We start from the raw sequence: 18,526 nt of genomic DNA on the forward strand, positions 1-18,526 counted from the left end.
AACCGGGGGCTGCGCCCCCGGGCCCCCGCGCCGGGCGTGGGCCCGGTGTCCGCGTGCTGCCGCACGGAGCGGGGAGCCCCGGGCCCCCCGAGGCGGGGCGGGGGAAGGCATCCGCCCCGCCTCGGGGGCCCCGGGCTCGGGCTGGTCGGTTTCGTGGGCGGTCAGGTCGCCGTCGCGTAGACGTCGGTCAGTCCCGCCGTCACGGTCGCGTCCGCGCCGAACAGGGGCGGGCGCACCGCGCCGCCGGGGCGGCCGAGGGCGGACAGGAGCGCCTTCGCGGTGACCGCGCCGGGGAGGTGGGACATCATCGCGTCGATGAGCGGGGTCAGCGCGAGATGGCGGCGGGCGGCCTCCTCGGGGTCGCCCGCGTCGTACGCGTCCAGCACACCCCGCACCTCGCGCGGCGCCACGTTCGCGACCGTGCTGATGCATCCGGCCGCGCCGATCGCCCTGAGCGGCAGACTCAGCTCGTCGCAGCCGGAGTAGTAGGCGAGCCCGGTGGCGGCCATGGTCCGCGCCGACTTCATCAGGTCGTACGCGCAGTCCTTCACCCCGGTCACGCGGGGGTGCTCCGCGAGTCGGCACAGGGTCTCGTAGGAGAGGGCGATGCCGGTGCGGAAGGGGATGTCGTACAGCGTGACCGGGATGCCGACCGCGTCGGCGACCATGCGGAAGTGCGCCTCGACGGCTTCCTGCGGCGGGCGGCTGTAGTACGGCGTGACCACGAGCAGCCCCTGCGCGCCCGCCTCCTCGGCGGACCGCGCGAGCGCGACGGTGTGCCGGGTGTCGTTGCTCCCCACCCCCGCCACGATCCGCGCCCGGTCCCCGACGGCCTCCGCCACGGCCCGCACGACCGCCGTCTTCTCGGCGTCGGTGGTGGTCGGCGACTCCCCGGTGGTCCCGTTGACCACGACCCCGTCGCAGCCGCCCTCGTCGACGAGGGCGGCTGCGAGGCGCTGGGTGCCGGGGAGGTCGAGGTCGCCGTCCCGGGTGAAGGGGGTGACCATGGCGCAGGCGAGATGGGATCTGGGCATGGCGGAAGTGTCGTGCCGCAATACGCCGTAGGTCCACTTAAATCTTCTTGGCGCCACCGTGCAGCATCACTACGGCGTGGCTGAGTCTTCCGTCAGGGGCGGAGGCGGACCACCTGGGGGTCGTGGTCGCTGGACTGGTCGGCGAACTCCGCGTTGATGTGGACGATGTCGTAGTCCGGGCCGCGCAGGGCCCGGCTGGTCAGGATGTGGTCCAGCACCTGCGAGTTGCCGTTGTAGACGTAGCCGTACCGCTCATCGCGCGGCAGGCGCGTCACCAGGTCCGTCAGGACGCCGCCCTCGGTCAGGTCGGACAGCGCCGGGGAGAACTGGTAGTCGTTGAGGTCGCCCGCGACGACCACCGCCGCCTTCGGGTCGGCGGCCAGCAGGGACTTCACGAAGGTGTTGACCGCCGTGGCCTGGCCCGTGCGCTGGGTCTCCGAGGACCGCGCGGGCGGCTGGACGCGGGCGTCGAGGCCCTGGTCGCCGCCCTTGGAGTTGAAGTGGTTGGCGACCACGAACACCGGGCGGCCCTGGAAGGCGAACTGCCCGACCAGCGGCTTGCGGCTGGCCTTCCACACCTCACTGCCCGGCTCGATGCGCCCCGGGGAGGCCGACAGGCCAACCCCGCCGTCCTTCTTCACGACCTCGACGGGCGTCGTCGCGTCCCCGCCCGGGATGTCGGTGAAGGAGACCCGCTTCGGGTTGTAGAGGAAGGCGACGCGGATGTTGCCGCCCGGCTCCCCGCCGTCCTGGTCGTCCACGGGGTTGATCTGCCGCCATTCGTACGCCGGGCCACCGGCCGCCGCGATCGCGTCCGTCAGCTTCTTCAACGTGGCGTCGGCGCTCACGACCCCGTCATTGGTGGCGCCGTTGTCGTCCTGGACCTCCTCCAGGGCGACGATGTCGGGCGCGGCGAGGTTGTCGACCAGGCCGGAGGCGAGGCGGTCGAACTTCGACTGGGCGGTCTTGGGGGACAGGTTCTCGACGTTGTACGTGGCGATCGACAGTTCGCCGGACTTCTGCTTGCGGGTGCTCTCCCGCTCCAGCCCGCGGTCGTCCAGCGTCCCCAGCGCACTGGCCGCGATCGTGTAGCCGCCGAAGTTGTCGTAGTCCAGCGGCCCGGCCGTCGTCCCGGTGAGCCGGTCGCCGACGTCGGCGACCGGGAAGGGGTGCTCGGCGTAGGGGAGAAGGGAGGTGACCTTCAGCCGCCCGGCGTTCGGGTCGCGGTACGTGTCGTAGAGGGCGCCGCCGCGCGCGGTGCGCTTGTGGCGCGGTTCGGCGGTGACCCACAGCTCCTTGTACGTGTTGGTCGCGCCGACCACGGGCGCGTCCGCGACCGAGACCCGCATGCCCTCCAGGGACTCGTACCGGTCAAGGGCGTACGAGCGGGGCCGCAGTGCCGGGCCCTCCAGGGAGCCGCCGGGGGCGTACCGGTCGGGGACGGTGGAGGGGTTCAGCCGGAAGGCGGCGGGAAGCGCGTTCCCCTGCGACCGGACCGTCCACGTGGCCTTGGAGATCTCGGTCAGCGACTGCAGACCGGCCGACGCCCCGCCCGGGTAGTACTCGCTCACCGTCCCGCTGACCAGGACCGCGTCCCCGACGGCGACGGACGGCGTGGTGGAGCCGGTGAAGACGAAGATCGCCTCGCTGGTGGCCGGGTCGGCGTCCGGCCGGGGGTCCTGGATCCAGAAGCCGCGCGACGAGCCGAAGGCGCGCACCGCCGTGACCGTGCCGGGGACGTCGGTCACCTGCTTCCCGGCCAGCGGGGATATTCGGGTGCGGCCTTGGATGTCGTGAACACGGACCGCATCGGCGGACGCGGACGCCGACGCGGACGCCGACGCTGAGGCGAACGCGGACGACGGGCCGACGAGCAGCCCTGCCGCGACGGCGGTGACGGTGACGGCGACGGCTGTGCGCCGGGCGCGTGGGGACATGGTGATGGCCTCCGGTGCGGAGTGAACAGAGGGACAGGGTGGCCTCTACGCGCGTCAATCTCTTGTCTCCGTACGACAGTTGTCAAGGGCGGTCAGGTGTACGGGCCCGGACAGAGGAATGAACAGCCACGGGAACGGGCGAGGGAACGCGGCGGGCGGCCACATCGGGACGAAACTGCCCCCGCGTTCCGTCTACGCTGGGGGTTCGGGCCGCGCGCCCCGTGCCCTCCGTACCACCACCGGCCGAGGAGACTTCCGCATATGCCAGGAGACCGCCCCACCATGCCGCCCGTGCGGCTCCGCACCGAGGCGGAACTCGCCCGGGACGCGCTCGCCGCGCCGCTCCTCGCCCGCGCGGTGCGGCTCGCCCGCTGGGCCGAGCCCGGAAAGCCGGTGGCGGCGGGGGGCGTGCTGTCGGCCGAGGATCTGCCGGCCGCGGTAGAGCTGCTGGACCTCGCGGCCGACGAGGAAGGCGCCGAGCACGTCGCCCAGGCGTGGCAGCTGGCCGTCGACACCGGGCTGGTCGCGATCCAGGAGTCCGAGGCGGCCGACGCGGACTCCGCGGCCGACGCGGACGACGACACCGCGGCCGACGGCGAGAGCGAGGCGCCCGCCATCGCGACCAGTGGTGAGGAGCTGCGGCTGATCACCGGCGGCAGCCCGCAGGACGTCCTCGACATCTGGCTCGACGGCTTCGAGACCGTCCTCGCCGACGCCGCCGCGCCCGACCTCGCCGACATCGTGGACCAGATCAGCGAGGGCGGCGAGATCGACCTCGACTCGATCGACTGGAACCCGGAGGAGGAGGCCGAGTTCCTGGACGGGATCCTCGGCAACCTCTACCTGCTCACCGCCATGGACGAGGAGGCGGCCGCCGGCTCGGTGCCGCTGCCCGCGCTCGTCGCCTCCATGGTCGTCCCGGACGACATGGACGAGCCCACCGACGACATCCTCGAAGAGGTGTCGGAGGCGATGGTGCGGCTGGACGACCAGTTCCGGCTGCTCGCTCCGACCGGGCTGATCGAGTACCAGCCGGTGGACGAGGCGCTGATCGAGGAGGTCGACGGCGAGGTCCGCCTCCACGAGTCCGACCCGGCGCGGCAGCAGCCGCAGGACGACGAGGAGGACGTCTCCCGCTACGGGATGGTCCGCCTCACCCCCCTCGGCGTCTACGCCGTCCGCTCCCGCATGCTCGACGCGGGCGTCGACGCGCCGGTCGTCGGCGACCTGGCCGACAAGGGCGCGGACGTCCTGCTGGACACCCTCCCCGGCCACCCCGAGCCGGCCGCGCATGCCGAGGCCGAGCTGTGGCTCGACCGCCGTACGCCCGACGGGGCCGCCCGGGAGCTCCTGGCCGCCGCCCGCGGCGACGACGAGGACGCCCCGCTGCGCCGCCTCACCTGCCAGCAGACGCTGTCGCTGGTCGGCGGCGCGGCCGAGCCCGCCCTGCGGGAGGTGCTGGACGACCGCCACCTGGGCGGGCTGGCCCGGGTGTGGCTGGCCGAGCACGGCGCGAAGGACATCCCGGAGCCGTCGGAGACCATGGTCTTCTGGCTGACGGTGGACACCCTGGCCGCGCAGCTCGCCACGGAGGACGACTCCGAGGAGCTGCGGGACCTGGTGCGCGGACTGGTCGACCAGTCCGGCGGCTTCTTCGAGTCGGCCTGGAAGGTGGACCACCCGGCGACGGCCGACGTGCTGGAGGCGATGGGGCGGCTGCACCCGGACAAGAAGGCCGCGAAGGAGGCCCGGAAGGCCGCGTTCAAGGCCCGCTCCCGGGCGTAACGGCTCCTGAGCGGCCGGCCGAGGCTGGCCGGCCGAGGCTGACAACGGCACACAGCGCGACATCGACGGACCCCTTTGGTCCGTCGATGTCTTATTCCGTTCAACTGCTGTTCGGTCTGGGACGAAAATCTATGCGCGCAGCCCCCCGCAGTCCCCAGCATGGCGCCCGCAGCCAGGCCCTCGCCGCTCAGGAGATGAAGATGCCTCTCACCCGAAGAGATTTCGCGAAGCGTTCCGCGTACACCGGGGCCGGTTTCGCCCTCGTCGGCAGCGCCGGGGTGCTCGGCACCGCGCCCGGCGCCCTGGCGACGGAGGCCACCGGCACCGCCGCGGAGGGCGGCGCCGCAGGGCTCGGTTACGGCCCGCTGGTCGCCGACCCCAAGGGCATCCTGGCCCTGCCCAAGGGCTTCACGTACAAGATCATCACCCGGACCGGTGAGACGACGCTGGAGTCCGGCGAGTCCACCCCGTCCAACCACGACGGCACCGCGACCTTCGAGGGTCCCCGCGGCGCGACGCTGCTCGTCAACAACCACGAGCTGAAGGGCCCCCGCGCGGACTGGCCGCATCCGGTTCCGCTGATCGACGGCCTGGTCTACGACCCGGCGGCGTCCGGCGGCTGCACCGTGGTCGAGGTCGCCAAGCACGGCGACCACGTCTCGGAGTGGGTGGGCATCGCGGGCACCTCGACCAACTGCGCGGGCGGGCGCACCCCGTGGGGCACCTGGCTGACCTGCGAGGAGACCGAGGACAAGGCCGGCCAGAACGGCATGACCAAGGACCACGGCTACGTCTTCGAGGTCGACCCGCAGGACCGCAAGGCCAACCGCAACCCCAAGCCGATCAAGGCGCTGGGCCGGTACGCGCACGAGGCGGTCGTCGTCGACCCCAAGCGCGGCCACCTCTACCTCACCGAGGACGCCTCCGGCCCGAACGGTCTCTTCTACCGCTGGGTCCCGCCGCACGGCTTCGAGCACGGCCGCGGCCAGCTGCGCACGCTGAAGGACGACGCGGGTGTGCTCCAGGCGCCCAAGTGCTACGACTCCGGCGGCAACTTCGTGGACGACCTGTCCCGCGCCACCAAGACCGGCACGGTCTACGGCGTGGACTGGGAGCCGGTGCGCGACCGCGACGCGAAGTCCGTGCCCGTCCGCAAGCAGTTCGCCGACGGCCAGATCACCCGGGCGCGCAAGCTGGAGGGCATGTGGTGGGCCGACGGGGGCGCGTACATCGTCTCCTCGTACGCCCGTGAGGAGAGCCCGGTCCAGCACGACGGCCAGGTCTGGTTCTACGACCCCAAGCGCCGCACCCTCACCCTCAAGGTGCTGCTGGGCGTCAACCCGGACCCGTCGAAGGACGGCGCGTTCGACGGCCCGGACAACATCACCGTCTCGCCGTACGGCGGCCTGGTGATCGCCGAGGACGGCGAGGGCGTCCAGCACCTGTTCGGGGCGACGGACGACGGCCGTACGTACCCGATCGCGCGCAACGACCTGAACATCGGCTCGGCCGAGGAGCCGGAGTTCAGCGAGTTCACCGGCGTGGTCTTCTCGCCCGACGGGGCGACCCTGTACGCCAACATCCAGGAGCCGGGCATCATGCTGGCGATCACCGGCCCCTGGCGCCGTCAGAGCTGAACCGGGAATCACGCGGACCGGGCCGTACGTTGACGCGTAGGTGACCTCGCGCCTTCGTAACGTGCCCTTCTCCATCCTGGACCGCTCCCGCACCCGGCAGGGGCGGGAGCGGTCCCAGGCGCTGCGTGACACCGTGCGGTTCGCGCGGCAGGCCGAGGCTCTGGGATTCCATAGGTTCTGGGTCTCGGAGCACCACAGCGTGCCCGGCGTCGCCGGGTCCGCCCCTACCGTGCTGGCGGCCGCCGTCGCGGCGGCGACGGACCGCATCCGGGTGGGCACCGGCGGCGTGATGCTGCCGAACCACCGCCCGCTGGTGGTGGCCGAACAGTTCGGGGTGCTGGCCTCCCTCTACCCCGGCCGCATCGACATGGGGCTCGGCCGCTCGGTCGGCTTCACCGACGGCATCCGCCGCGCCCTGGGCGCCGAGAAGGACGCCGCGCGGGACTTCGGCGCGCGGCTGGCCGAGCTGCTGGGCTGGTTCACCGGCGAGCAGCGCGCGTGCCCCCAGGTCCACGCCCACCCGGCGGAGGGCCTGACCCTGCCCGCCTTCGTCCTGGCGACGGGCGCCGGGGCCGACGTGGCCGCCGAGGCCGGGCTGTCTCTCGTCATCGGCGATCTGCGCGGCCGGGACCGCATGCTCCGTGCGATCGAACGCTACCGGGCGGGCTTCCGCCCCTCGGCGTGGTCGTCCGCCCCGTACGTCGTCGTCTCGGGCAACGTGGCGGTCGCCGACACGACGGAAGAGGCCCGCCGCCTCCTCGTTCCCGAGGCCTGGGCGATGGCCCACTCCCGCACCCGCGGCAGCTTCCCCCCGCTCACCCCGCCGGAGGAGATCGCCGCGCTGGACATGACGGAGAAGGAGCGCGGCTTCTACGAGGACGGGCTGCGCGGCCAGCTGTACGGCACGGAGGACGAAGTGGCCGCCGCGCTCGACGAGCTGATCGGGAGCAGCGGCGCGGACGAGGTCCTGGTCACGACGAGTACGTACGACCACGACGCCCTGCTCGACTCCTACCGCCGCCTGGCGAGGCTGGCGGACCTGGCGCCGCTCAGCGCCGTGTGACGCGGGTTTCGCTGAAGGTGCGCCGGTAGGCGCCGGGTGTGGTGCCGAGATGCGCCCGGAAATGACGGCGCAGGTTGACCGCCGAGGCCAGTCCGACCCGGGTGGCAACGGCTTCGACCGGCAGGTCGGTCTGCTCCAGCAGTACCCGGGCCGCGTCGAGGCGCCGGACGAGCAGCCACTGTCCCGGGCTGGTGCCGAGCTGTTCGGTGAACCGCCGGGCGAGGGTGCGGCTGGACAACCCGGCGCGTTCGGCGAGGCTGCCGAGGGTCAGCGGGGTGTCGAGCCGGGAGGCGGCCCACTCCAGCAGGGGCGCCAATGACTCGTCCGCCCGGGCCGGTGCGGGCCGTGCGGCGTACTGGAGTTGGCTGCCCTCCCGGTGCGGCGGCAGGACCATGTTCCGGGCGATCCGGGCGGCGTACGCCGCGCCGTGGTCGGAACGCACCAGGTGCAGGCACAGGTCGATGCCCGCGCCGGTCCCGGCACTGGTCGCCACGTCGCCGTGGTCCACGAAGAGCACGTCCGGGTCCACCCGCACCTCGGGGAAGGCGGCGGCGAGCCGGGCGGTGCTGCGCCAGTGGGTGGTGGCCCGGCGGCCGTCGAGCAGTCCGGCCTGGGCGAGGACGAACGCCCCCGTGCAGATGGCGACGATTCTGGCCCCGCGCCGGTGGGCGGCCCGCAGCGCCTCGGTGACGGTCGGCGGCGCGGGTGCGCCGGGCGGCTGCCAGCCGGGGACGACCACGGTGTCCGCCTCCCGCAGGGCCGCCAGCCCCGCGTCGACGAGCATCGCGTAGTCGGCGGTGGTCCGCAGGGGGCCGGGGTGCTCGGCGCAGATCCGGAAGCTGTAGCGGGCCGGCTCGTCCTGCGGGACGGTGCCGAAGACCTCGGTGGCACAGGCCAGCTCGAAGGGCGACTGGGGCGGGTTGAGCAGGGCCACCACCCGGTGGACGTTCATGGCAAGAATGTACCTGTGAGTGTCTTTCTGGACTCTCGGGCCGGGCGGCCGGCCCTGGCCACAGTGGTCCCATGAGTGAAACCACCGAAACGGCAGTGTCGAGGACCGCGGTCCGGGTCGACGGCGAAACGGCCAGCTACCTGACCGTGGACACCGCGGAGCACGACGGCCCGGCCGTGCTGTTGCTGCACGGAACGTACTGGAGCCGGGTCTGGCTCCCGGTGCTGGACCGCCTCGCCGAGGCGGGCCTGCGACCCCTCGCGGTCGATCTCCCCGGACTGGGGCGCTCGGGAGGCGAGCTGACCCTGGAGACGGCCACGGTCCCGGCCCTCGCGGACTGGGTGGCGCGCTTCGCGTCCGCGCTGGACATCTCCGGGCCGGTCGCCGTGGCGGGCCATGACATCGGCGGCGCCGTCGCCCAGCACCTCCTCGTCCACGATGGCCTTCAGGTGTCGCGGCTGGCCCTGGTCAATTCGGTCACCTACGACTCCTGGCCGGCGCCTCACGTGGCCCGGTTCCGGGGGCCGGGGACCACGGCCGACGACGTTCTCGCCGCCCGCCGAGAGGCGGTGACGGCGGCGCTGGCCGGTGCCGCCACGGAGCAGCGCGTCGCGGACTACCTGGACCCGTGGACCGCTTCGCGGGTCCGCCGCTCCTGGATGGCCATGGCGGGTGCGGCCGACAGCCGCTACACCCTCGATCTCGTTCCCGCGCTGCGGCGGTCGACGACGCCCAAGCTGCTGATCTGGGGCGAGAACGACCCCTTCGAGACGTTGGAGTACGCCGAGCGGTTCGCCTCGGAGATCCCGCACACCACGCTCATCCGTATCCCGGACGCGGGGCACATCCCCACGGAGAACGCCCCCGGCCGGATCGCCCGCGCGCTCACCGACTTCTTCACCGCGTAGCGGTCCGAGCGGGGCGGTAGGTGAGCCGGTGCCGTCGGCTCGAGCCGGTACGCCCTCCGGGCTCTGCTCGACGCGGTGGCCACCGCCTGATCGCTGGTCGGTGGTTCCCCTTCCCGAAACCGGGGAGACCCCGGCCCCCGTGCCCGGCCCGGGGCCGCGTACCGGCTGGCGCCAGGGGCGGAGCCCCCCCCGGCGTGCCCGGCCCGGCGCGGCGCCGCGGTTCCCCCGCTGCGTCCCGGCGCGGCCGGGACGGGGTGGCCCCGGGTCGGGGCGGGGACGAGGGCGAGGTGCCCGTACCTCTCAGAGGGCCTTGCCCGCCGGCTTCGCCATGCCCCGGACCGTGCGCGAGTCGACGTACTCGCCCATCGCCGTCATCTCCCACTCGCCCGAGAACTGCCTGATCAGCTTCGCCATCATCACGCCCGTCCGGGGCTCGGCGTGGGTGATGTCGAAGCGGACCAGCTCCTCGTTCGTCTGGGCGTCCACCAGGCGGCAGTACGCCTTCGCCACGTCCGTGAACTTCTGGCCGGAGAAGGAGTTGACCGTGAAGACGAGGCCGGTGACCTCCGGGGGGAGACCGCCCAGGTGGACGGTGATGGACTCGTCGTCGCCGCCGCCCTCGCCGGTGAGGTTGTCGCCGGAGTGCTGGATGGCGCCGTTCAAAATGGCCAGCTTGCCGAAGAAGCAGGCGTCGATCTTCTTGCGGTCGACGCCGAAGGCGATCACGGAGGCGTCCAGGTCGATGTTCGCGCCACGGAAGGCGGGCTCCCAGCCCAGGCCCATCTTCACCGAGCTGAGCATCGGGCGACCGCCCTTGACCAGGGAGACGGTCTGGTTCTTCTGGAGGCTCACCCGGCCCTTGTCCAGGTTGATCTTCCCCGAGGAGGGCGGGGCGGGAGGCGCGGCGGGCATGGGTGGCGGGGGGACCTGGGCCGCCGGGCCGGTCGGCGGGGGTGCCTGGGTGACCGGGGGCGCGGGCTGCGCGGGGGACGCGGCCGGGGCGGCGGCGGGCGCGGCGGGCTCTTCCACCGTCACGCCGAAGTCCGTCGCGATGCCCGCCAGCCCGTTCGCATAGCCCTGCCCGACCGCCCGCACCTTCCAGGCCCCGCCCCGCCGGTACACCTCCACGACCACGAGCGCGGTCTCGGTGCCCAGCTGCGGCGGGGTGAACGTGGCGATCACGGCGCCGTCGTCCGCCCCGCGCACGGTGGCGGTCGGCTCGGTGCCCGCGAAGGTGGCGCCGGGGGCGTCCAGACTGGCCGTCACCACGATCTTGTCGATGTCGGGCGGCACGGCGGCGGTGTCGACGGTGATCGCGTCACCACCGCCCCCGGTCCCGGCCCGATGGGTCACGCCGGGACCGGAGGGCTGGTTGTAGAACACGAAGTCGTCGTCGGAGCGCACCTTGCCGTCGGCGGTGAGCAGCAGGCCCGACACGTCGAGCCGCACGGGCGCGGTGACGTCAACCGCCACGCGCGCGACGGAGAGGGGGAGGTTCGAGCCGGGTGTCATAGCGGTCATGTCCGGGGTAACGAACGTCCCCGCTTTACGGTTCCTTGACCTGCGAAGCGGTCATGGGGCAGCCAGCGCTTCCGTCGGGTGGAGGCGGGAGGCGCGCACGGCCGGGTACAGGCCCGCCAGCGCGCCGATCAGCAGGGTCGCGCCGAAGCCGCCCGCCAGGGCCCACGGCGGGATCACCACCGTCCAGCCCTCGGCGGAGGCGATCGCCGAGGTCACGAGTCTGCTCGCGCCGGAGGACAGCAGACGGTGAGGCTCTACAGACCGGGGACGCCGTGGGAACTCGGCCGCTATCTCAAGGCCCGGGTTCGCTGCTTTGCCTACGGCGTAGGCCATGGCGGTATCCACCAGGGCAGGCCCGTCAGCCCAGCAGCGCGAGCAGCCGCCCCAGCGCCTCCATGACGGGCCTGCCCACCTCGCCCACGGTCGCCGCGATCTGCGAGACGGACGCCAGGATCATGCCGCGCTCACGCAGGGCGGCTCGGTCGGGGGTGAGCGCGGGCAGCGCGTTCTCCACGGTCTGGGCCTGGTCCGAGGTGAGCACCGGGCGCAGGTCGTCGAGGAGGCGGGTGAGGTCCGTCACGGCGGCTTGGAGCTCGGTGTCCTGAGCGGTGCCGTCGTTGTGGACAACCGTGCCGTGGTTGATGCCAATGACCTTTTCGCCGTCGTTCACGTTGACGACGTCTCCGTAGTAGTTCGATGTGTCGCTCATAGTTTGATCCCCGTGTTTCCCCTGCCGCCGTTCATATTGACGACGGAACCGAAGTTGTTCGTGGTGTTGTGCTGTTCGAGGACGGCGGAGAACTCGTATTCCGGGTGGTCGATCGCGTACACGATCTGCCCGGCGATCGCCCGCAGTTCATCCATGGTCGGCAGGGTCAAAACCACCCTGGAACCGCTGTTCAGCTCGACGACCAGCACCGGCTTCCTCGACCAGAGCAGGACGGCGCAGACAACAACCAGGGTGAACAGGGCCAGGACGCCCAGGGCAGGGCCGCCGACCCCGCCGTCCCCGTCCGTGGAGTCGAGCTGGGCGGAGACCACGAAGGCGAAGACCAACAGCAGGAAGTAGACGCCGGCCTTGCCCCAGGCGGGCTTCAGCCTGAACACTTCGACCCAGCTGATATTGCGCAACGGAACCGCCGCCGACCCCACCCACAGGATCTGCCGCTGGACCCGGAGTTCCAGCGGCTTTCCCCTGCGGGGAGGCAGCGGCATCGGCGGTATCTGAGGAGGCGGCTGCGGCGGCTGAGACGGGGGCCGGGGCGGAAGCTGTGGCGGAGGCCCGGGAGGTGGTACGCCGATGCCGCCTGTGTGATCCATGGTCCCCCCGTGCTGTCGTCACGACCACCCGCGCAGTGCACGGCGCGGGAGCATCATTAAGCCTGTGTGGGGTCGTGGGACGGCAGACGAGATACGGCCAATGTCATCGTCACTCGTCGGCGGCGGCGTCCGGGTCCCGCAGCGGCCGCAGACCGCCGGGCAGGTCGGGAAGCTGGAACGAGTACCGGCCCAGCATGTTGATGTGGTCCCGCACGAACGGTGAGAGGCGGGCGACGCCCTCGTCGCGGACGTCGAAGCCGTCCGCCCGCAGCTGGTTGACCGCGGCGTCCATGTACCGGCGGTGTTCACCTGGCAGTGCTGCTGACCCCGGCCGGGGCCGACCGGCCGTGGGCCGGCGGGCCGTCAGCGTGCTGCCGCCAGTTCGGCAAAGACCTCGACGGCGCGGTCGAGTTCGTCCTCGGTGTTGTAGTAGTGGGGCGAGAGCCGCACCAGCGGGTGGACCCCCCGCTCCTCGGTGTCGAACTGGGTCTGTGCCGGGTCGGTGACGCTGACGTTGATGCCGTGCGCGGCGAGCGCCGCGGCGACGTCCGCGGTGGGCACGTGGTCGATCTTGGCGGTCACGATCGCGCACCGCTGCCGGCCGAGGTCGTAAGTGGTGACGCCGGGCACGGCGGCCAAGCGGTCGCGCAGGGAGGCGCCGAGTTCGATGGAGCGTCGTCCGATGTGGTCCATGCCGCTTTCCAGGGCCTGCTGGACGGCGGCACTCAGGCCGAGCACGTTGGCGTAACCGACCTCCCAGGTCTCGAAGCGCCGGGCGCCGTCATGCCAGGTGAAACCCCGCTTGCCGTCCCAGGTGGCGGCGCCGACTTCGCTGACGTGCGGTTCGAGGTAGTCGAGCGCTTCGGGGCGCACCCACAGGAAGCCGGTTCCGCGAGGACCGCGCAGGAACTTGCGGCCGGTGGTGGTGAGCATGTCGCAGCCGATGTCCGTGACGTCGACGGGGAACTGGCCGACGGACTGGGTGGCATCGAGGAGGAACGGCACGCCTGCGGCGCGGGTGATGCGGCCGACCTCGGCCACCGGATTGACCAGGCCGCCGCTGGTGGGGACGTGACTGACGCCGACCAGCCTGGTCCGGTCGTCGATCAGGTCCGCCAGGGCGGCGGTGTCGAGCTGTCCGGAAACGTCGTCGGGGACGACGACGACCTCGGCGCCGGTGCGCTCGGCGATCTGCAGGTAGGCGAGGACATTGCTGCCGTACTCGGCCCGACCGGTGAGGATGCGGTCGCCCGGCTTGAACGTCATGGCGTAGAACGCGGCGTTCCAGGCGCGGGTGGCGTTGTCGAACAGCGCGATCTCCTCGGGCCGGCCGCCGACGAGCCGGGCGAGGTGCGCGTAGGTGTCGTCGATCCGCTCCCGCTCCTGGGCCCGGGCCTCATAGCCGCCGATGGCGGCCTCCAGCTCCAGGTGGGAGGTCACGGCCTCAAGGGTCCGCCGGGACAACAGCCCGGCCCCCGCGTTGTTGAGGTGAATCCGGTTCGCGGTGCCCGGGGTGTCCCGGCGGAGCGCTTCGATGTCCATGACGTCCATCCCATCGGGCCACCGACGTTCAGTAAAGTGAATGTTTCTGGACGCGATCGGTCACTAAATTTGTTGGATGGGGGCGGCATGTACAACCTGCGCCGTCTGGAGGTGCTGCGGGAGCTGAAGCACCGGGGCACCCTGGCTGCCGTCGCCGTGGCCATGTCGTACAGCCCGTCCGCCGTCTCCCAGCAGCTGACTCTGCTGGAATCCGAGGTCGGCGCGCCACTGCTGGAGCGGGACGGCCGCAGGGTGCGGCTCACGCCCCAGGCCGAGATCCTCGTCGCCCACACCGAGACGGTGCTGCGGCAACTCGACCGGGCGCAGACGGAGATCGCCGCCTCTCTGCAGGAGCTGACCGGCACCCTGCGGGTGGCCGCCTTCCAGACCGCGATGCTCACCCTCGTGCCCACCGCCCTGACCCGGCTGCGCGAAACGCACCCGAACGTACGAGTCGAGGCCACCCAGGCCGAACCGGACACCGCCCTGCCGGCCCTGCTGGCCCGCGATGTCGACCTCGTCATCGACGAGACCTTCCTCGGCCACGCCGCCCCGCCCCGGGCCACCGAACTGAGCCACCACGTGCTGGGCGAGGACCCGATGCGGCTGGCGGTCCGGGACACCACGGTGCGTGCGCTGCCCGAACTGGCGCGGTGCCCCTGGGCGATGGAACCCGTCGGCACCCCGGCCAGACAGTGGACCGTCTCCGTCTGTCACGCGGCCGGATTCGACCCCGATGTCGCCTTCGAGTCCGCCGACATGCTGGTGCACGCCCGCCTGGCGGCACAGGGGCACGCCGTGGCCTTCCTGCCCGACCTCCTGTGGTTCGACCGCGCCCCCGACCTCGCCCTGCTCACGCCCGCGCCCACCCACCGGCGCACGATCCTGGCAACGGTCCGGACCTCCGCGAACGACCATCCGCTGATTCGCACGGTCCTGTCGAGCCTGCGCCACGCGGTGCACGAAGCGGAAGCCGCCGTAGGCCGGCATCTGGGGAATGACGGTGTCGGCACCGGCAGCCGGGGGTGATGGCCGCCCGCGCCCTCCTCATGGGCGTGCCGGTGCGGACCCCTCGCACCGGGCCGGGGTACCAGCCGTGTCCCCGACGGCCACGGCGGCCCGCGCCGACCGCCCGGCGCGGCCATTCGCCGCCACCACCCCGGCCACGCACACCGCCATCCCCACCAGCGCCGGCACCCCCGGTGCCTCGCCGAACATCGCGTACGCCCACACCGCCGTCGTCGGCGGCGTCAGGTAGATCAGCGCGGAGGTACGGGTGACCCCGCTGTGCCGCAGGCTCAGCCAGTAGAAGCCGTAGCCGCCGACCGTGGACAGCGCGACGGTCCAGCCCACCGCGAACCAGAAGCCGCCGCCCGACGGGGGCGCCGCGTGCCCGCCGGTGAGGGCGACCCCGGCGAAGAGCACCGCACTGACGACGCAGTGCAGCGGTATCGCGTCCATCGGCGCGAGCGGCGCCCCCGCCCGCCGCTCCAGGAAGCTGGCGGTCAGCAGGGCGGCCATGGCCGCGAACGGGAGCCCGTACGCCCAGGGCGTCACGGCCGACGTCCCGTACAGGTCGCCCTGTACGACGAGGGCCACGCCGCCCAGCCCGATCGCGAGCCCCACCCACTGCCGGGTGCTGACCGTCTCCCCGAGCAGCCGCCCGGCCAGGGCACCGGCGGCCAGGGGTTGCAGGGCGGCGATCAGCGCGGCGGTCCCGGACGGTACGCCGAGCCCGACCGCCCACACGATCCCGCCCAGGTAGCCGCCCTGTGACAGGGCGCCGATGGCGGTCTGTTCGGCCACCGCGCGCAGCGGCAAGCGGCGCCGCCGGAAGAGCGCCCAGCCGCCGCCCAGCAGCAGGGCCGCCGCGATGAAGCGCCACATCAGCAGGGTGTCGGCGGGGGCCTCGCGGGTGCCGAGTTCGGCGCCGATGAAGCCGGAACTCCACAGCACGACGAGGCCGACGGAGGTGAGCGCGGTGACAGGCATGGGTTCCTTCCCCGAGCTAGTAGGTATACCGGTCTGTTTAGTCCACTCTCCCCTAGACTAAACAGATCGGTATACCCGTCAAGTCACGTCGGGAGGGATCACGCCCATGGAGACGCTCACCCCCGCCGCCCGCCGCGTCCTGGACGCCGCCGCCGAGCTGTTCTACGGGCAGGGGATCAACGCGGTCGGTGTGGATCTGATCGCCAGGCACGCCGGAGTCACCAAGAAGACGCTCTACGAACGCTTCGGGAGCAAGGAGGCGCTGGTCGCCGCGTATCTGCGCGAGCGCGACGAGCGGTGGCGGGTCTGGCTGACCGCCGAAGTCGACAAGTCGCCTCAGCAGGGTCCACGGGACCGGATCCTCGCCACCTTCGACGCCCTCGGCCTCTGGATGCGCCGCGAGAACCCGCGCGGCTGCGGCTTCGTCAACGCCGCCGCCGAGCTGCCGGACGCGGACCATCCGGCCCGCCGGGCGATCAGCGACCAGAAGCGGTGGCTACGGGACTATCTGCGGGAGTTGGCCGAGGGTGCGGGCGTCCCGGACCCCGGTGGCCTCGCCGACGAACTGCTGCTGCTCCACGAGGGCGCCACCGTGCTGTACGGCCTGGCGGCCGTCCCCGACCCCGTCGCCACGGCGCGAAGGATGGCGCTGGGTGCCCTGGAGCGCGCCGGGGCGTAGGTCAGTTCATGTAGCGGCTTACGGTCTCCGGATGGATGACGAGACGAAGCTGGTCCGCGGCCAGGATCCCGGCGAGGTCGTCGGCGCGGGCCCGGTCGTCGAGGTCCCAGTAGCGCGCGGCCAGGCGGGTACACAGGTCGTGTGCTCCGTCGGGTTCCACCGTGGTGTGCCCGGCGACCGACAGCCAGCGCTCGCGTTCACCCACTGGGGCGGCGACGATGATCGAGGCGTGGACGGCGCGCCGCTGACCCTGTGCGCCGTCCTCACCGGGGCATCGTGCCGGAGCACGGTCCGCCCGAGCCGCTGCGCGCCCGCGAGAGCATCGTCGTACGCGGCCCCGCGACGTTCACCTTCGTCGACGAGGTCGGCACCCGGGCCGAACCCATCTTGGGCGGGCCTCTGGGGCGCTTGCTGATCCGGCAGTTCAACCTCTTCGTCAACGCGATGATCCCTGCCGGGCACCGGCTGCGGAAGCCGACCGCCGACGAGATGGCCCACTACCGGAACGCTCTCGCCACCCACGACCGGCGTGAGGCAACGGCCGTATTCGCCCGGCGCATCACCGCCAGCCGCACCTTCCTCGCTGATGTCGAAGCGGGACCCCCCGGCCTCGCGTCGCTCCCGACGCTCATCATCTGGGGCGACGCCGACGTCGCCTTCCGCGGCAAAGAGCGACAGCGGTGGGAGCGAACCTTCGCCGACCACCACACCGAGATCCTCGAAGGCGCCGGCCACTTCGTGCAGTCCGACGCCCCGGACCGGTTCGCGGCAGCGATCCGGGACTGGCACACGCCCCTGACCGCCCGTGGCACCCGGCGCCAAGTCCCGTGAAACGGCTCGTCCTTACGCGGCCGTGCGTGCGATCTTGCCCTGGGACCTGGGGGGCCGTGACTGTGACGCTCAGCTCCGCGTTCTCCCGGTCGTCGAAGCACCGAGTAGAGGGATCCGCCGCGCTTGATAGTTGATGAACTCGTCGGCGCCGAGGTCGCGCAGGAACGCGTCAGCGCCGAGGACGGCGTCGACGCATCGCTGCGTGACATCGCACTCGGGTATCAGCGGCGGGTTTCGATCTTCAGGTCGCCCGCGGTCACACCGCGGATGTGGTCACTGGCGAGCATGTCGTGCGGGAAGCCGAGTTCGGGCGCGCCGGCCCCGTCGAGGCGGGCCAGTTGGGAGGCGGTGAAGTCGACCTCCAAGGCGCCCAGGTTGTCCTTCAGCTGCGCGGGGGTACGGGCGCCGATGATCGGTGCCGTCACGCCCGGGTTCCGCAGGGTCCAGGCCAGCCCGACCTGGGCGGGTGTGCGGCCCAGCTCCGCGGCGACATCCTTCACCACGTCCACGATGGCGAGGTTGCGTTCGGTGAGCGTGCCCAGGGCGAGGTTGAAGCTCTTGCGCGTACCGTCGTCGGACGCGACGTTCGTCACGGTCAGGTCGTCGTGGCCGTACTTGCCGGTGAGCACCCCACCGGCCAGCGGTGACCACGGGATGACCCCCAACCCCATCTCGCGGGCCATGGGGATCAGGTCACGTTCCCCGGTTCGCTCGATCAGGTTGTATTCGATCTGTAGCGCGACCAGTGGCGACCAGCCACGCAGGTCGGCGATCGCCTGCATGCGCGACACCTGCCAGGCCGGGGCGTTGGAGATCGCCACGTACAGGACCTTGCCCTGCCGGACCAGATCGTCCATGCCGCGCAGGATCTCCTCGACCGGCGTCGTGAAATCCCACACGTGCAGGTAGAGCAGATCGATGTAGTCGGTATTCAGCTGTCGCAAACTGGCTTCCACCGACGCGAACAGGCTCTTGCGGTGCGGGCCCCCGGAATTCGGATCGCCAGGGCGGCGCAGCGTCGTGTATTTCGTCGCCAGCACCAGGCTTTCGCGGTTGTCGCGGGTGAATTCGCCCAGCAGGCGCTCGGAGCTGCCATTGGTGTAGGTGCTGGCGGTGTCGATGAAGTTGCCGCCGCGCTCGACGTAGAGGTCGAACAGCTTGCGCGCCTCGTCCTGTTCGGCGCCCCAGCCCCACTCGGTGCCGAAGGTCGCCGCGCCCAGCGCCAGCGGTGAGACCCGCAGCCCGGAGCGGCCCAGCAGCCGGTAGGTGTCGAGGGTGAGCGACATCGTGTCCTCCTGTGCTTGTGATCCGTTGCCGGGAGCAAG

Annotated in this window: 16 protein-coding genes and 3 pseudogenes; 7 read left to right on the forward strand and 12 right to left on the reverse strand. The window is 72.1% G+C overall.

Annotated elements, in window-relative coordinates:
- Positions 1 to 161: 161 nt before the first annotated feature.
- Both dapA and ACFZCY_RS08595 read right to left on the reverse strand, forming a co-directional pair.
- A complete protein-coding gene (gene dapA, locus ACFZCY_RS08590; protein WP_391170246.1) occupies positions 162 to 1,034 on the reverse strand; it encodes a 4-hydroxy-tetrahydrodipicolinate synthase in 873 nt (290 codons plus the stop codon).
- A gap of 92 nt (positions 1,035 to 1,126) precedes the next feature.
- Positions 1,127 to 2,971 (reverse strand): endonuclease/exonuclease/phosphatase family protein, encoded by a 1,845-nt coding sequence (locus tag ACFZCY_RS08595; RefSeq protein WP_391170247.1) that lies wholly within the window; start codon positions 2,969 to 2,971, stop codon positions 1,127 to 1,129.
- A 261-nt stretch (positions 2,972 to 3,232) separates the two neighbouring features.
- Here ACFZCY_RS08595 and ACFZCY_RS08600 point away from each other — a divergent pair, with 261 nt between their 5' ends.
- The 3 genes from ACFZCY_RS08600 to ACFZCY_RS08610 all read left to right on the forward strand — a co-directional run bounded on the left by ACFZCY_RS08600 (position 3,233) and on the right by ACFZCY_RS08610 (position 7,456).
- Entirely contained in the window at positions 3,233 to 4,756 is a 1,524-nt protein-coding gene (locus ACFZCY_RS08600; RefSeq protein WP_391170248.1) for a hypothetical protein, read from the forward strand.
- Positions 4,757 to 4,956: 200 nt separating this feature from the next.
- Complete coding sequence (locus tag ACFZCY_RS08605; RefSeq protein ID WP_391170249.1) at positions 4,957 to 6,393, forward strand: alkaline phosphatase PhoX; 1,437 nt, start codon at positions 4,957 to 4,959, stop codon at positions 6,391 to 6,393.
- A gap of 40 nt (positions 6,394 to 6,433) precedes the next feature.
- Positions 6,434 to 7,456: an MsnO8 family LLM class oxidoreductase gene (locus ACFZCY_RS08610; protein ID WP_391170250.1), complete on the forward strand. Its 1,023-nt coding sequence runs from the start codon at positions 6,434 to 6,436 to the stop codon at positions 7,454 to 7,456.
- Here the strand turns inward: ACFZCY_RS08610 and ACFZCY_RS08615 are convergent.
- Positions 7,443 to 8,408: a helix-turn-helix domain-containing protein gene (locus ACFZCY_RS08615; protein WP_391170251.1), complete on the reverse strand. Its 966-nt coding sequence runs from the start codon at positions 8,406 to 8,408 to the stop codon at positions 7,443 to 7,445. The genes ACFZCY_RS08610 and ACFZCY_RS08615 overlap by 14 nt on opposite strands.
- Positions 8,409 to 8,479: 71 nt before the next feature.
- On the opposite strand from ACFZCY_RS08615, the gene ACFZCY_RS08620 reads away from it, so the two are divergent.
- The gene (locus ACFZCY_RS08620; RefSeq protein ID WP_391170252.1) at positions 8,480 to 9,316 is read left to right on the forward strand and encodes an alpha/beta fold hydrolase; all 837 of its coding nucleotides are present in this window, start codon (positions 8,480 to 8,482) and stop codon (positions 9,314 to 9,316) included.
- Positions 9,317 to 9,616: 300 nt separating this feature from the next.
- Here the strand turns inward: ACFZCY_RS08620 and ACFZCY_RS08625 are convergent, their stop codons facing one another.
- From ACFZCY_RS08625 to ACFZCY_RS08650, 6 genes and pseudogenes are all read right to left on the reverse strand, one after another.
- The gene (locus ACFZCY_RS08625; protein WP_391170442.1) at positions 9,617 to 10,828 is read right to left on the reverse strand and encodes a TerD family protein; all 1,212 of its coding nucleotides are present in this window, start codon (positions 10,826 to 10,828) and stop codon (positions 9,617 to 9,619) included.
- A 60-nt stretch (positions 10,829 to 10,888) separates the two neighbouring features.
- Positions 10,889 to 11,053: pseudogene (locus tag ACFZCY_RS08630) on the reverse strand (ABC transporter permease); the annotation flags it as partial.
- A gap of 142 nt (positions 11,054 to 11,195) precedes the next feature.
- Positions 11,196 to 11,546 carry a hypothetical protein gene (locus ACFZCY_RS08635; RefSeq protein ID WP_391170253.1) on the reverse strand — a complete coding sequence of 117 codons (351 nt, stop codon included), beginning with the start codon at positions 11,544 to 11,546 and terminating at the stop codon, positions 11,196 to 11,198.
- Complete coding sequence (locus tag ACFZCY_RS08640) at positions 11,543 to 12,052, reverse strand: DUF6232 family protein (protein WP_391170255.1); 510 nt, start codon at positions 12,050 to 12,052, stop codon at positions 11,543 to 11,545. The genes ACFZCY_RS08635 and ACFZCY_RS08640 overlap by 4 nt, the downstream gene beginning before the upstream one ends.
- A 214-nt stretch (positions 12,053 to 12,266) precedes the next feature.
- Positions 12,267 to 12,455, reverse strand: a pseudogene (locus ACFZCY_RS08645) (Tn3 family transposase); the annotation flags it as partial.
- A gap of 65 nt (positions 12,456 to 12,520) precedes the next feature.
- A complete protein-coding gene (locus ACFZCY_RS08650; RefSeq protein WP_391170257.1) occupies positions 12,521 to 13,699 on the reverse strand; it encodes an aminotransferase class V-fold PLP-dependent enzyme in 1,179 nt (392 codons plus the stop codon).
- An 87-nt stretch (positions 13,700 to 13,786) separates the two neighbouring features.
- Between ACFZCY_RS08650 and ACFZCY_RS08655 the strand changes: the two genes are divergently transcribed.
- Positions 13,787 to 14,728, forward strand: coding sequence for a LysR substrate-binding domain-containing protein (locus ACFZCY_RS08655; protein ID WP_391170259.1), 942 nt, complete (start codon positions 13,787 to 13,789; stop codon positions 14,726 to 14,728).
- Between the two features lie 18 nt (positions 14,729 to 14,746).
- Here the strand turns inward: ACFZCY_RS08655 and ACFZCY_RS08660 are convergent, their stop codons facing one another.
- Positions 14,747 to 15,691, reverse strand: coding sequence for an EamA family transporter (locus ACFZCY_RS08660; RefSeq protein ID WP_391170261.1), 945 nt, complete (start codon positions 15,689 to 15,691; stop codon positions 14,747 to 14,749).
- A gap of 106 nt (positions 15,692 to 15,797) precedes the next feature.
- Between ACFZCY_RS08660 and ACFZCY_RS08665 the strand changes: the two genes are divergently transcribed.
- Entirely contained in the window at positions 15,798 to 16,370 is a 573-nt protein-coding gene (locus ACFZCY_RS08665) for a TetR family transcriptional regulator (RefSeq protein WP_391170263.1), read from the forward strand.
- Between the two features lies 1 nt (position 16,371).
- On the opposite strand, the gene ACFZCY_RS08670 is transcribed toward ACFZCY_RS08665, so the two are convergent.
- The gene (locus tag ACFZCY_RS08670) at positions 16,372 to 16,575 is read right to left on the reverse strand and encodes a hypothetical protein (RefSeq protein WP_391170454.1); all 204 of its coding nucleotides are present in this window, start codon (positions 16,573 to 16,575) and stop codon (positions 16,372 to 16,374) included.
- Here ACFZCY_RS08670 and ACFZCY_RS08675 point away from each other — a divergent pair.
- Positions 16,537 to 16,766 (forward strand): annotated as a pseudogene (locus ACFZCY_RS08675) (hypothetical protein); the annotation flags it as partial. The gene ACFZCY_RS08670 and the pseudogene ACFZCY_RS08675 sit on opposite strands and share 39 nt — an antisense overlap.
- Before the next feature lie 656 nt (positions 16,767 to 17,422).
- Here ACFZCY_RS08675 and ACFZCY_RS08680 read toward each other — a convergent pair.
- Positions 17,423 to 18,487, reverse strand: a complete 1,065-nt coding sequence (locus ACFZCY_RS08680) for an aldo/keto reductase (RefSeq protein WP_391170265.1) — start codon at positions 18,485 to 18,487, stop codon at positions 17,423 to 17,425.
- Between the last annotated feature and the right edge of the window lie 39 nt (positions 18,488 to 18,526).

It is taken from the genome of Streptomyces sp. NPDC007983 (assembly GCF_042958345.1).
Taxonomy (GTDB): domain Bacteria; phylum Actinomycetota; class Actinomycetes; order Streptomycetales; family Streptomycetaceae; genus Streptomyces.

Coding starts and splice junctions, on each gene's coding strand:
- ACFZCY_RS08660 (WP_391170261.1), bottom strand. CDS start 15,691: ATGCCTGTCACCGCGCTCACCTCCGTCGGCCTCGTCGTGCTGTGGAGT.
- ACFZCY_RS08595 (WP_391170247.1), bottom strand. CDS start 2,971: ATGTCCCCACGCGCCCGGCGCACAGCCGTCGCCGTCACCGTCACCGCC.
- dapA (WP_391170246.1), bottom strand. CDS start 1,034: ATGCCCAGATCCCATCTCGCCTGCGCCATGGTCACCCCCTTCACCCGG.
- ACFZCY_RS08640 (WP_391170255.1), bottom strand. CDS start 12,052: ATGCCGCTGCCTCCCCGCAGGGGAAAGCCGCTGGAACTCCGGGTCCAG.
- ACFZCY_RS08620 (WP_391170252.1), top strand. CDS start 8,480: ATGAGTGAAACCACCGAAACGGCAGTGTCGAGGACCGCGGTCCGGGTC.
- ACFZCY_RS08665 (WP_391170263.1), top strand. CDS start 15,798: ATGGAGACGCTCACCCCCGCCGCCCGCCGCGTCCTGGACGCCGCCGCC.
- ACFZCY_RS08605 (WP_391170249.1), top strand. CDS start 4,957: ATGCCTCTCACCCGAAGAGATTTCGCGAAGCGTTCCGCGTACACCGGG.
- ACFZCY_RS08650 (WP_391170257.1), bottom strand. CDS start 13,699: ATGGACATCGAAGCGCTCCGCCGGGACACCCCGGGCACCGCGAACCGG.
- ACFZCY_RS08655 (WP_391170259.1), top strand. CDS start 13,787: ATGTACAACCTGCGCCGTCTGGAGGTGCTGCGGGAGCTGAAGCACCGG.
- ACFZCY_RS08635 (WP_391170253.1), bottom strand. CDS start 11,546: ATGAGCGACACATCGAACTACTACGGAGACGTCGTCAACGTGAACGAC.
- ACFZCY_RS08600 (WP_391170248.1), top strand. CDS start 3,233: ATGCCAGGAGACCGCCCCACCATGCCGCCCGTGCGGCTCCGCACCGAG.
- ACFZCY_RS08680 (WP_391170265.1), bottom strand. CDS start 18,487: ATGTCGCTCACCCTCGACACCTACCGGCTGCTGGGCCGCTCCGGGCTG.
- ACFZCY_RS08625 (WP_391170442.1), bottom strand. CDS start 10,828: ATGACACCCGGCTCGAACCTCCCCCTCTCCGTCGCGCGCGTGGCGGTT.
- ACFZCY_RS08615 (WP_391170251.1), bottom strand. CDS start 8,408: ATGAACGTCCACCGGGTGGTGGCCCTGCTCAACCCGCCCCAGTCGCCC.